At 71.5% G+C, this 12469-nt stretch carries 10 protein-coding genes; 3 read left to right on the top strand and 7 right to left on the bottom strand.

Annotated features, from left to right (window positions below):
• Nucleotides 1–63: 63 nt before the first annotated feature.
• From AB0K28_RS03235 to AB0K28_RS03265, 7 genes are all read right to left on the bottom strand, one after another.
• The gene (locus tag AB0K28_RS03235) at nucleotides 64–303 is read right to left on the bottom strand and encodes a hypothetical protein (RefSeq protein WP_364364456.1); all 240 of its coding nucleotides are present in this window, start codon (nucleotides 301–303) and stop codon (nucleotides 64–66) included.
• Between the two features lie 19 nt (nucleotides 304–322).
• Entirely contained in the window at nucleotides 323–1066 is a 744-nt protein-coding gene (locus tag AB0K28_RS03240) for an SDR family oxidoreductase (protein ID WP_364364459.1), read from the bottom strand.
• A gap of 109 nt (nucleotides 1067–1175) precedes the next feature.
• On the bottom strand, nucleotides 1176–2132 hold the full coding sequence (locus tag AB0K28_RS03245) for a zinc-binding dehydrogenase (RefSeq protein ID WP_364364461.1): 957 nt from the start codon (nucleotides 2130–2132) through the stop codon (nucleotides 1176–1178).
• 165 nt (nucleotides 2133–2297) lie between these two features.
• Nucleotides 2298–2705, bottom strand: a complete 408-nt coding sequence (locus tag AB0K28_RS03250) for a hypothetical protein (protein WP_364364464.1) — start codon at nucleotides 2703–2705, stop codon at nucleotides 2298–2300.
• Nucleotides 2706–2987: 282 nt separating this feature from the next.
• Nucleotides 2988–3527 (bottom strand): TIGR00730 family Rossman fold protein, encoded by a 540-nt coding sequence (locus AB0K28_RS03255; RefSeq protein ID WP_345386676.1) that lies wholly within the window; start codon nucleotides 3525–3527, stop codon nucleotides 2988–2990.
• A 10-nt stretch (nucleotides 3528–3537) separates the two neighbouring features.
• Nucleotides 3538–4647 (bottom strand): zinc-binding dehydrogenase, encoded by a 1110-nt coding sequence (locus AB0K28_RS03260; protein ID WP_364364467.1) that lies wholly within the window; start codon nucleotides 4645–4647, stop codon nucleotides 3538–3540.
• A 21-nt stretch (nucleotides 4648–4668) separates the two neighbouring features.
• Nucleotides 4669–5586 carry a LysR family transcriptional regulator gene (locus tag AB0K28_RS03265; RefSeq protein WP_364364470.1) on the bottom strand — a complete coding sequence of 306 codons (918 nt, stop codon included), beginning with the start codon at nucleotides 5584–5586 and terminating at the stop codon, nucleotides 4669–4671.
• Between the two features lie 68 nt (nucleotides 5587–5654).
• On the opposite strand from AB0K28_RS03265, the gene AB0K28_RS03270 reads away from it, so the two are divergent.
• The 3 genes from AB0K28_RS03270 to rpoB form a co-directional block, all read left to right on the top strand.
• Complete coding sequence (locus AB0K28_RS03270; protein ID WP_364364473.1) at nucleotides 5655–7112, top strand: HAMP domain-containing sensor histidine kinase; 1458 nt, start codon at nucleotides 5655–5657, stop codon at nucleotides 7110–7112.
• Between the two features lie 162 nt (nucleotides 7113–7274).
• On the top strand, nucleotides 7275–9161 hold the full coding sequence (locus AB0K28_RS03275) for a cellulose binding domain-containing protein (RefSeq protein WP_364364476.1): 1887 nt from the start codon (nucleotides 7275–7277) through the stop codon (nucleotides 9159–9161).
• Nucleotides 9162–9443: 282 nt separating this feature from the next.
• Nucleotides 9444–12469 (top strand): DNA-directed RNA polymerase subunit beta (rpoB, locus tag AB0K28_RS03280; RefSeq protein WP_364364479.1); only part of this gene is annotated, 3026 nt, incomplete at its 3' end.

Genomic DNA, 12469 nt, shown 5'->3' on the forward strand with positions numbered 1-12469 from the left:
GCCAGGTCGTACGCCACATCCTGCCGCCCGTGCTGAGCGACAGGAGCTTGCGGCACCTGACGGTCAGGCCGCGTCGTCCGGGGACTCGTTCTGAAGGAGGAGGTCCTCCAGGACCTCGACCGCGTCGCGGACGCCGCGCAGGCCGACGGCCGCGCGCTCGGCGTCCGCGGGGTCGAACAGCCACTCCTCGATCGGCAGGCGTTCCTCCTGCTCGGGATGGCTCGCCGCGACCTCGATCAGTTCGAGGTCGACCTCGGCGTGCAACTCGTACAGGAACTCGCCCTCGCCGTCCTGGCCGTTCATCGCTCTTTCCTCCCCCGGCCTAGCGGGCGGCCCAGTCGCGGTAGTGGATCTCGCCGAGCGCCGCCTCGCCGAGCGGGACCAGCGAGAGCTCCTCCAGCTCGCTGCCGAAGTAGCGGGCGTGCGGGTCGGTGACCACCTCGCGGGTGTCGCCCATCCCGGCCAGCGCCTGGCGGAAGAACTCGTCCATCCGGTACCGGTCGGGCCCGGCGATCTCGATCCGCCCGTTGACCGGCGCACCGACGGCGGTCCTGCCGACGGCCGCCGCGACGTCGTCGCCCGCCATGGGCTGGAACTGGACGGGCGCGATGTGCGCGCGGCCGTCCTCGCGGGTGGCCTCGTCCGCGATGCCCTTCGTGAACTCGAAGAACTGCGTCGCGTGCACCAGCGAGAACGGGATGCCCGACTTCTCGATGAGCTGCTCCTGAGCGATCTTGGCGCGGAAGTAGCCGTTGTCCGGCAGCCGCTCCGTGCCGACGATCGAGACCGCCACGTGGTGCCCGACGCCCGCCTCCGCCTCGGCGGCGAGCAGGTTGCGGGTGGAGGTCTCGAAGAAGGCCAGCACGGCGGCGGGCTCGAACGACGGCGAGTTCGACACGTCCACGACCACCTGAGCCCCGCGCAGCACATCGGCCAGCCCCTCTCCGGTGAGGGTGTTGACGCCGGTGTTCGGCGAGGCCGCCACGGCTTCGTGGCCGTGCTCGCGCAGCTTCGCCACGAGCTTCGAGCCGATCAGGCCCGTTCCGCCGATGACGACGATCTTCATGCGGTTCCCTTTCGTCCTGCCGGCGGCTCTTCATGCCGTCCGGTCGCCAGCTAAGACAGGGCGGGACGCGCCCCTGTGACAGGAACCCGGAGAAATCTCCCGTGAAGGGTCAGCTCTTCGCGGGCGTGAGCACGATCCGGCCGAACACCTCGCCCGCGTCCATCGCGCGGTGCGCGCGTACCGCCTCCTCCAGGGGCAGCCGCTCGTGCACCACGGGGATCAGCTCGCCGCGGCTCGCGGCGGCGAACTGCTCGCCGGTCAGGCGGAGCCGGTCGGCCTCCGGCACCGTGTTCGCGCTGAACGTGGCGAACGACAGCGACCGCTGGAACGCCGCGAACATCTCCATGCCGAAGTCCGCCGGCGGCATGCCCGCCACCGCGCCGACCGCCACCATGCGGCCGTTCGGGTTGAGCCTGGCGAAGAACGCGGGCAGACCTGGCCCGGCGGCGACGTCGATGATGACGTCGAAGCCCGCGGGACCGTCCCCCTCGCCCGATCGGTCGAGCACGTGCGTCGCGCCCAGCCCGCGCAGGCGCTCGCCGCGTTCCCGCGACGACGTCGTGACCGCCACCGCGCTCGCGCCGGCCTGCGCGGCGAGCTGCACCGTCATGATGCCGAGACTTCCTGCCGCGCCGCGCACCAGCACCGACTCGCCGGGCTCGAAACGGGCGTGCCGCAGGCCGAAGTGGGCCACCACGCCGGCGTTGCCGAGCGCCACGGCGTCCACGGCCGACAGGTCGCCCGGCAGGGCGTGCAGCGCCGTCACCGGGACGACGGCCCGCTCGACGTAGCCGCCGCCCACCCCCGTGAACGCCCACACGCGCCGCCCCACCCACGCCGGGTCGGCGCCGGGCCCTGCGGCGGTCACGGTGCCCGCGATCTCGCCGCCGGGGATGTGGCCCTTCGCGAAGCCGGGGGCGCCCTTGCGGATGAAGACGTCGGCGCCGGCGACCCCGGTCGCCTCGACCTCGACCAGCACCTCTCCCCGGCCGGGGCTCGGGTCGGGCAGCTCGACGACCGCCATGCCCTCGGGCGCGCCGAACTCCTGGATCACGACTGCTCTCACGGAACGCATCTCCTTCGTCTTTCGTCCTGCTGATTCGAACACTAGCGGACGATGACATTCCGCTTAGTCGAAGTGAGAGCGGCTGGCACGGGTTTGCCTCACAAGCGAACTCGTGGAGGAGGGGCGGCGGCGGCAGGCGTCCCGGTCGCGGGGGAAGTGCCACGACTACCTCATGATGGGACTGCTGGAGGATGAGCCGAGGTAGGCGTCCAGCAGGCCGTCCATCAGGGTGACGCGGCGCTCGGTGCGGTCGTCGAGGGCGATCAGGGCCAGTGTCAGGCCGGGTGCGGGCACACGGGCGTGCAGGGCGCGCAGCCCCGGCCAGCCGCCGCCGTGCCGGTAGACGCGGTGGCCCGCGTGTTCGCGTACGCCGACGCCCCACGCGTAGTCGAGCGGCGTGCCGTCGTCGAGCCGGCCCGGTGTCTGGAGGAGCGGCGCGATGCCGGGCTCGTCGGTGTTGAGCGCCTGTCCCCACCTCAGGAGGTCGGTGAGTGTGGTCCACGCCCCGCCGTCGCCGAGGGAGAGCGGCGCGGGACCGGCGACCGGCGCGACGCTCCCTGACCCGTCGGGCACGGGGGAGGGGCCGGGCCAGAAGAGGGTACGTGGCCGGCGTCGATGTCGCGGTCGTCAGGCAGCCCTTGCTTGGACAGGGACGCGGCGTAGACGAGGGTCGTGGCGGTGACCGGATCGCCGGCGGCGGTCGTCCCTTGGGCCAGGAGGACGGGCGGCCCGTCACGCCGCGCGACGCCCACCACGAGCGGCTCGTCGGGACGGTAACCGGCGGCGGCGACCAGGGACGACAAGGACACGAACGCCATGATCGCAGAGGCGGACGTGCTCGGAGGCCGGAGCGGTCTAGCGGGTCCCGGCCTGCTCCTCCAGGTACGCCAGCGCCCCGACGCCCTCCTCGGCGAAGAACACCAGCTCGGTGAGCGGCACCGGCAGGAAGCCCTCGGCCTCCATGCGCTGGAACTGCTCCCTGAGCCCGTCGTAGAAGCCGGCCGTGTTGAGCAGCACCACGGGCTTGGCGTGCAGGCCGTGCTTCTTCAGCTCCAGGATCTCGGTGGCCTCGTCGAGCGTGCCGCTGCCGCCGACCATGATGACGAAGGCGTCGGCGCGGGCCAGCAGCTGCGCCTTGCGCTCGGCCAGGTCGCGGGTGACCACCATCTCGTCGGCGCCGGGCCGCGCCAGGTGGGCGAGGAACTCCACCGAGACGCCCACCAGCCGGCCGCCCGCCTCCTGCACGCCGTCGGCCACCACCTTCATCAGCCCGGAGTCGGAGCCGCCCCACACCAGCGTGTGGCCGCCCTTGCCGAGCAGGCCGGCGAACTCGCGGGCGGGCACGGTGTAGCGGTCGTCGAGGTCGGCGGCGGAGCAGAAGACGCAGATGTTCACGCCCGGCAGTCTACGACCGCCCCGCCCGGGGGACGATCAGCGCTTTGACCACCCGCTGCGCGGCCACGTCCGCCAGGGCGCGCTGCGCGTCGCGCAGGTCGTACTCGCCGCTGATCAGGCTCGCCCACGGGAACAGGCGCTGGTAGCGGGCCAGCACCTGGACGCCGCGCCAGAGGTGTCCCGCGTCGCTGCCCCAGCAGCCGCGCACGTCCAGGTGGCGGCGGTTGAGGTCGCGGTGCGGGTTGAACGTGGCGTCGCCGGTGTCGGTGTACTGGCCTGCCACGACGTACCGGCCGGCGTCGCGGGTCAGGCGCATGCCCTCGGGCACCGCCGCCGGCACGCCGGTCGCCTCGATGGTCACGTCGGCGCCCCGGCCGCCCGTCACGTCCCTGACCGTCTCCAGACGCTCGTCCGGCGTCATGGCGTCGATGTCGAGCACGAGGTCGGCGCCGAGCCGGCCGGCCGCCTGCAGCCGCACCCGCGAGCCGCCGATCGCGATCACCTGTCCGGCTCCGCGCAGCTGCGCCAGCGCCATCGCGCACAGCCCGACCGGCCCGGTGCCCTGCACGATCACGGTGTCGCCGAACGCGATGTCGCCGAGGGTGGCCGCGTGCAGCGCGGTCGGCAGGCCGCAGCCGCCCGCCAGGAAGGCCCGCCAGTCGAGGTCGGGTGGCAGGGCCACCACGTGCACGCCGGGCTTGAGGTGGACGTACTCGGCCCAGCCGCCGAACAGGCCCTCGTCGGCGGGCATCGTCACCCCGTAGACCTTGCGCTCGGGGCAGCGGGTGGTGGCGTGCGCGACCGTGCAGAACCAGCACTGGCCGCAGGTGCCGTGCACGTCGTGGAAGGTGACCGTCTGGCCGATCTCCAGCGGCTCGCCCCAGATGTCGCGCGCCGGAGCCCCGGGCCCCAGCTCCGCCACCTTGCCCACGGAGATGTGCCCGGGGATGATCGGGTACGGCACGCCGGCCAGCCGCCCTTCCCACAGGTGCACGTCGGTGCCGCACACCTCGCTGCCGAGCGTCCTCAGCAGCACCGCCCCCGGCTCCAGGTCGGGCCGCTCGTACGCGCGCGGCTCCAGCGGGGCGCCAGGCCCCGGCATGACGACGGCCGAAATCATCTCCGGCCTCCTTCCGTGACGCTAGTGACGTCCGCGCGCTCGTGGCGGGACGACCATGGGCACCCGCTGCCTGGGCAGGCCGGGCGGCGCGGCGGAGTACAGCTCGCGGATCATCGCCAGCAGCGTGTCCAGGCACGGCGGCGGGTCGTCCCTCCACCAGGCCAGCCGCACGTCGATGCGGGGCGCGTCGGTGACCAGCCGGTACGCGACCCCGGGGCGCGGGTTCTGGTTGGCGGTGGCCTCCGCCGTGACGCCGATGGCCTGGCCGCCGGCGATGACCGTCAGCCACTCGTCCACGCCGTCCACGGTCCTGGTCTGCGGGCGCATGGTGGCCGGCCACAGCTCGGGCGTGGTGGTGCCGCTGCGCTTGTCGATCGCGACGGTGTAGCGGGCGAGCTGCTCCAGCCGTACGGAGCGGCGCCTGGCGAGCGGATGTTCGGTGTCCACGGCGGCGTAGCGGGCCTCGCAGCCCACCGAGGCCATGTCGAACCGTTCGTCGGCGAGCGCGCGGCGGATGATGGCGATGTCCGCGACGCCCTCGCTGAGCCCCGCCGTCGGCGTGTTGGACTGCACGAACATCAGCGGCACCGCCGGGTGAGCGACGGCCCACGCCTTCATCAGGTGCCGGGTGTGCTTGCCCAGGGCGGCGTAGGCGTAGCCCACGCGCAGCTCGGGGCGTGCCTCCTGGGCGATGCGTTCGAGGCGGTCGACCTCGTCGAGCACGCGTCTGGCGCGGGTGACGATCCGGCCGCCGGCGCCGGTGAGCGTGACGCGCTGGTTCGAGCGGTCCAGCAGGCGGGTGCCGAGCGTGGTCTCCAGGGCCGCGACGGAACGGGAGACCGCGGCCTGCGAGACGCCGAGCAGGATCGCCGCGTCGGTGAAGGTGCCCTCGTCGACGACCGCGACGAAGGCGCGGAGCTGGCGTAGCTGCACGTCCATACGCCCAGCGTATAAAACGGACATAACGTGTATTGTGTTTGAAAAGGGATAATTATGACACTGTGGTTATGACCAGGTCATGGAAGAGCTCCATCCGGGCCAGGTACACGGTGGCCGCCGCCGTGTTCTCCCTCATCATCCTCGGCGCGCTCGGCGCGACGCTGGACCTCGTGGTCCGCAACCATCTGGAGACCACCGCGTTCGATCAGGTCGAACGGGTGGCCAGCCAGTGGAGCGCGACGGCGCGCGGCGGTGTGCTGCCGCGCCCCATCCCCGCGTACGCCCCCGTCGAGCTCATCCAGGTCGTCGACGCCGGCCACCACGTGGTGGACGCCAGCAAGCAGGCGTCCTCGACCGTCCCGCTCAGCTGGATGCGGCCGCCGCCCGACGACAGGTTCCAGCACGCCGTCGAATGCCGGCCGGAGGGCGACTGCCTGGCGCTGATGGCCATCAGGCTGACCCCCGAGGCCGACGCCGGTGTGGTCTACGCCGCCAGGCCCGAGGCCGAGCTGATCGCGGGAGGCGGCCTGGAACTGGCCATCGGGGGCGCGATCGCGTTCCTGGTGGGCATGACGGCGTACCGGACCTGGACCCTGGTAGGGCGCACCCTGCGGCCCGTGGCGGCGATCAGGTCGCGCATCTCCGAGATCACGGTGAGCGACCTGAGCCTGCGGGTGCCCGTACCGCATGGGGACGACGAGATCGCCCAGCTCGCCACCACCGCCAACCAGACGCTCGCCCGCCTGGAGGATGCCGTCGAGCAGCAGCGCCGCTTCGCCTCCACCACCTCCCACGAGCTGCGCACCCCCATCGCGGGGCTGCGCACCCAGCTGGAGGAGGCGGTCCACTACCCCGGCGACATCGACCCGCACGAGACCATCCGCAACGCGCTCGCCTCCACCGACCGGCTCGAGGCCATCGTGGACGACCTGCTGCAGATGGCCCGCCTGCGCCAGGGCGACCCCGCACCGCCGGAGTCCGTCGATCTGGCCGACCTGATCCGCGCCGAGGTCGCCAACCTGCCCCGCCGCGTGCCCATCGCGGTCGAGGCGCGGCAAGGCGTCGTCGTCCGCGGGTCCCGCGTGCAGCTCGCCAGGGTGCTCAACAACCTCCTGGCCAACGCGCAGCGCCACGCCGGCTCGGGGGTGGACGTGACCCTGACCGTGGCGGACGGCCAGGCCGTGCTCGCGGTCACCGACGACGGCCCCGGCGTCCCTCCCGCGCACCGCGAGCGCATCTTCGAGCGCTTCGTCCGCCTGGACGACGGCCGCCGCCGCGACCCCGGCGGAAGCGGGCTCGGCCTCGCCATCTCCCGGGACATCGCGCACACCCACCACGGCAGCCTCCGCGTCGAGGACTCGCCGGCGGGCGCCAGGTTCGTGCTCCGCCTCCCGCTGGCCAAGCAGGCGGAGAGCCGCCCCGGCGACGGGCGCGGCCAGGGAGGGCCCGCCGGGGAGCGGCTCCCCATGCGCTGCCTGAAGCCCAGCCGGCTGGTGGACCCGCGATCCGTCACCGACGCTCCTTAGTTTCACCTAATTTCCGATAATTTCGGCATCGAGAGCGACAGATGAGCAGGTCAGGGCGACGGGTTCAGGCGCCGGCGCCGAAACTTTTCGGGTGGTGATTGACACATTTCGGGGGTGTTCGCACACTGATCGCCAACACCCCACCCGGAAGGGAGCCCTCCAGTGATCACCAGCTTGGCCCGCTCCACGATCGGCTTCAGGATGGTCGCGCTGGCGCTGGCGGCCACGCTCGCCGCCGCGGGAGCGGTGGCGACGACCCCCGCACCGGCCGTGGCGGCCGACGGATCCGAGAACGAGGGCGCCGACTGCCAGGTCCCCGGCCTGCCCGACGCGAGCTCCTTACCCACCGTCTCCCGGCTGCCCGACCCCTTCACCAAGCTGAACGGCACCCGCGTCACCACCAAGTCCGACTGGCGCTGCCGCCGCGAGGAGATCAAGAGGCTGGCGGAGAAGTTCGTCTACGGCGAGAAGCCGGCCAAGCCGTCCAGCGTCACGGGCACGGTGTCGCGGACCGGCATCACCGTCAACGTCTCGCACAACGGCAGGACCGCCTCCTTCTCCGCGGGCGTGGACCTGCCGAGCGGGACGGGCCCCTTCCCCGCCGTCGTCGTGCTCGGCGGGTTCGGCGCCGACACCGCCGCGATCAAGGCCGCGGGCGCAGCCGTCATCACCTACGACCCCCTCGCCGTCGGCAGGGAGGGCACCCCGCGCAACAACAAGCAGGGCGCCTTCTACACGATCTACGGCGCCAACAGCTCCACCGGCATACTCGCCGCCTGGGCCTGGGGCGTGAGCCGCATCATCGACGTGCTCGAACAGTCCGGCGGCGGCATCCTGCGGCCCGACGCGACCGGAGTCACGGGCTGCTCGCGCTATGGCAAGGGCGCGTTCGTCGTCGGCGCGTTCGACCAGCGCATCGCGCTCACCATGCCGATCGAGTCGGGCAGCGGCGGCGTGGCCGGCTTCCGCGCCATCCAGGGTGAGAGCGGCGCCCAGCCGCTGAGCAGCGCCTACTCCGAGCAGCCGTGGCTCGGGGACGCGTTCGGCTCGTTCACCGGCAGCCCTGCACGGCTGCCCGTCGACACCCACTCGGTGGTCGGCATGATCGCGCCGCGCGGGCTGTTCATCATGGACAACCCGCACATCGACTGGCTCGCCGCCAGGTCCGCGAGCGTGGCCGCGCTCGGCGGCGCCGAGATCTACAAGGCGCTCGGGGCCGGGGGCAACATCACGTACTGGTCGGCCGTCCAGGACGGCACCCACTGCGCCAGCCGGTCGGAATGGCGTACGCCGCTGCAGCAGAACATCCAGAAGTTCCTGCTCGACACCGGCAGCTACACCGGCTCCATGCGGATCGCCGCCAACAAGAGCGGCAACCTGGCCGAGTGGCGCGACTGGCAGACGCCCACGCTCGGCGACGGCGACGGCGGCGGCGACACCACCCCGCCCACCGCCCCGTCCGGTCTCGCGGCCTCGGGCACCACGTCCACCGGGACCTCGCTCAGCTGGACGGCGGCCACCGACGACACCGGCGTGAGCGGCTACGACGTCCTGCGCGCGACGGGCGCGAGCGGCGGCACGTTCGCGCAGGTCGGCACCTCGGCCACCACCTCGTACGCCGACACCGGACTGACCCCCGCCACCACCTACCGCTACCAGGTCAGGGCCCGCGACGCGGCCGGCAACATCTCGCCGGTATCCGGCACTGTGCAGGTCACCACCCAGCCGGGCTCGGGAGGCGGTGGCTGCACGGCGGTCCCGGCCGTACAGACGCAGTGGAGCACCGGGTACGTCGTCCAGCCCCTCACCATCACCAACACCGGCACCTCGGCGATGAACGGCTGGACGATCACCTTCACCCTGCCCGCCGGGCACCAGCTCGCCGGCTCCTGGAACGGCACCACGACCGTCAGCGGACAGACCGTCACCATCAGGAACGTCGCGCACAACGGCGCCCTGGCTCCCGGCGCCTCCACCGGCAGCGTCGGCTTCCAGGTGAACCGCCCGTCCGGCGACACCGCATTCCCGTCCGGCTACACCTGCGCCTGACCTCGCCCCCCTCCGGCCCGCCGCCCCAGGGCGGGCCGGAGTGCGGGCCGGAGGGGACACGCGACACGAACGCCGCCGCCGGTTGACGGGCCGACCCCGCCATGACATAGTGAAAGCGGCACGGAGGGTTGACATCATCACTAGTGGTGGACAGCCGTTTCCCTTTTGCGTTACGCTGCTTCTCTCACGTTGCCGTGACGTCCCGCTTTCGCCCTCGCGATCGACGGGGCGTTTGGCATGCGTGGAGCTCCTACCCATCCGTGCCCTTCGGAAGGACCTCACTTGGCAGCCTCGCGCACCTCCGCCCTGCCCACCGGTTCGCCCCGCCGCGTCTCCTTCGCCCGCATCCAGGAGCCTCTCGAAGTCCCCCACCTGCTCGCCCTGCAGACCGAGTCCTACGACTGGCTGGTCGGCAACGAACGGTGGAGCGCCCGTGTCGAGGCGGCCCGCCAGGCCGGGCGCACCGACGTGCCCGCCCAGTCGGGCCTGCAGGAGATCTTCGACGAGATCAGCCCCATCGAGGACTTCTCGGGGACGATGTCGCTGTCGTTCCGCGACCACCGCTTCGAGCCGCCCAAGCACTCCGTGGACGAGTGCAAGGAGAAGGACATGACCTTCTCCGCCCCCATGTTCGTCACCGCCGAGTTCGTCAACAACGCCACCGGTGAGATCAAGAGCCAGACGGTGTTCATGGGCGACTTCCCCCTCATGACGCCCAAGGGCACGTTCATCGTCAACGGCACGGAGCGCGTCGTGTCGTCGCAGCTCGTGCGCTCGCCGGGCGTCTACTTCGAGCGCAGCATCGACAAGACCTCCGACAAGGACCTGTTCGGCTGCCGGGTCATCCCGTCGCGGGGCGCCTGGCTGGAGTTCGAGATCGACAAGCGCGACAACGTCGCCGTACGCGTCGACCGCAAGCGCAAGCAGCCCGCCACGGCGCTGCTCAAGGCGCTCGGCTGGACGACCGAGCAGATCCTGGAGCGTTTCGGCCGGTACGAGTCGATGCGGGCCACCCTGGAGAAGGACCACACGGCCGGCCAGGACGACGCCCTGCTCGACATCTACCGCAAGCTGCGGCCCGGTGAGCCGCCCACCAAGGAGTCGGCGCAGACCCTGCTGGAGAACCTCTACTTCAACCCCAAGCGCTACGACCTCGCGAAGGTCGGCCGCTACAAGATCAACAAGAAGCTGGGCGTCGAGGCCGACATCACCCACGGCGCGCTCACCGTCGACGACATCGCCGCGATGATCGACTACCTGCTCCGCCTGCACGCGGGGGAGGAGTCGATGCCGGGGGCGCGGGGCGACGTGGTGGTCGAGACCGACGACATCGACCACTTCGGCAACCGTCGTCTGCGCAGCGTCGGCGAGCTCATCCAGAACCAGGTCCGGCTCGGGCTGGCCCGCATGGAGCGCGTCGTCCGCGAGCGCATGACCACGCAGGACGTCGAAGCCATCACGCCTCAGACGCTGATCAACATCCGGCCGCTGGTGGCGGCGCTCAAGGAGTTCTTCGGCACCTCGCAGCTGTCGGGGTTCATGGACCAGATCAACCCGCTGTCCGGGCTGACCCACCGGCGCCGCCTGTCCGCGCTGGGCCCCGGTGGTCTGTCGCGTGAGCGGGCCGGGTTCGAGGTCCGTGACGTGCACCCGTCCCACTACGGCCGGATGTGCCCGATCGAGACCCCCGAAGGGCCCAACATCGGCCTCATCGGCTACCTCGCCTGCTACGCCAGGATCAACCCGTTCGGCTTCGTCGAGACCCCCTACCGCAAGGTCGTCGACGGCCGGGTGAGCGAGCAGGTCGACTACCTCACCGCCGACGAGGAAGACCGCTTCGTCATCGCCCAGGCCAACACGGCGCTCACCGAGGACGGCGGGTTCGCCGAGCGGTACGTGTCGGTGCGGCGCAAGGGCGGCGAGTTCGAGCTGGCCAGGGCGGACGAGGTCGACTACATCGACGTCTCGCCGCGCCAGATGACGTCGGTGGCCACCGCGATGATCCCGTTCCTGGAGCACGACGACGCCAACCGCGCGCTCATGGGCGCGAACATGCAGCGCCAGGCCGTGCCGCTGATCAGGAGCGAGGCGCCGCTGGTCGGCACCGGCATGGAATACCGCGCCGCCACCGACACCGGCGACGTCATCATCGCCGCCTCCGCCGGCGTGGTGGAGGAGGTGTGCGCCGACTACGTCACCGTGGCCAACGACGACGGCACCCACGTCACGTACCGGGTCGCCAAGTTCAAGCACTCCAACCAGGGCACCAGCTTCAACCAGAAGCCCATCGTCACCGAGGGCCGGCGGGTGGAGGCGGGCCAGGTCATCGCCGACGGTCCCTGCACCGACGAGGGCGAGCTGGCGCTGGGCAAGAACCTGCTGGTGGCGTTCATGCCGTGGGAGGGACACAATTACGAGGACGCGATCATCCTGTCGCAGCGGCTCGTACAGGACGACGTGCTCTCCTCGATCCACATCGAGGAGTTCGAGGTGGACGCCCGCGACACCAAGCTCGGCCCTGAGGAGATCACCCGCGACATCCCCAACGTCTCGGAGGAGGCCCTCGCCGATCTGGACGAGCGCGGCATCATCCGCATCGGCGCCGAGGTGGTGCAGGGCGACATCCTCGTCGGGAAGGTGACGCCCAAGGGTGAGACGGAGCTGACGCCGGAGGAGCGGCTGCTGCGCGCGATCTTCGGTGAGAAGGCCCGCGAGGTGCGTGACACCTCGCTGAAGGTGCCGCACGGCGAGCAGGGCAAGGTCATCGGCGTACGCGTGTTCTCCCGTGAGGAGGGCGACGAGCTGCCGCCGGGTGTCAACGAGCTGGTCCGCGTCTACGTGGCCCAGAAGCGGAAGATCACCGACGGCGACAAGCTGGCCGGCCGCCACGGCAACAAGGGCGTCATCTCCAAGATCCTGCCCGTGGAGGACATGCCGTTCCTCGAGGACGGCACGCCGGTCGACATCATCCTCAACCCGCTGGGCGTGCCCGGCCGGATGAACGTCGGCCAGGTCCTGGAGACCCACCTCGGCTGGATCGCCGCCCGCGGCTGGGACATCTCCGGCATCGAGGAGGCATGGACCGAGCAGCTGCGCGAGAAGGGCTTCGAGCAGGCCGAGCCGTGGACGAAGGTCGCCACCCCGGTCTTCGACGGCGCCGGCGAGCAGGAGATCATCGGGCTGCTCGGCAACACGCTGGTCAACCGCGACGGCGACCGGATGGTGCAGGCGACCGGTAAGGCGCAGCTGTTCGACGGGCGTTCCGGCGAGCCGTTCCCCTACCCGATCGCGGTGGGCTACATCTACAT

It is taken from the genome of Nonomuraea sp. NPDC049504 (assembly GCF_040676845.1).
In the GTDB taxonomy this organism is placed as follows: domain Bacteria; phylum Actinomycetota; class Actinomycetes; order Streptosporangiales; family Streptosporangiaceae; genus Nonomuraea; species Nonomuraea salmonea.

Coding starts and splice junctions, on each gene's coding strand:
- AB0K28_RS03235 (WP_364364456.1), bottom strand. CDS start 303: ATGAACGGCCAGGACGGCGAGGGCGAGTTCCTGTACGAGTTGCACGCC.
- AB0K28_RS03240 (WP_364364459.1), bottom strand. CDS start 1,066: ATGAAGATCGTCGTCATCGGCGGAACGGGCCTGATCGGCTCGAAGCTC.
- AB0K28_RS03260 (WP_364364467.1), bottom strand. CDS start 4,647: ATGATTTCGGCCGTCGTCATGCCGGGGCCTGGCGCCCCGCTGGAGCCG.
- AB0K28_RS03265 (WP_364364470.1), bottom strand. CDS start 5,586: ATGGACGTGCAGCTACGCCAGCTCCGCGCCTTCGTCGCGGTCGTCGAC.
- AB0K28_RS03270 (WP_364364473.1), top strand. CDS start 5,655: ATGACCAGGTCATGGAAGAGCTCCATCCGGGCCAGGTACACGGTGGCC.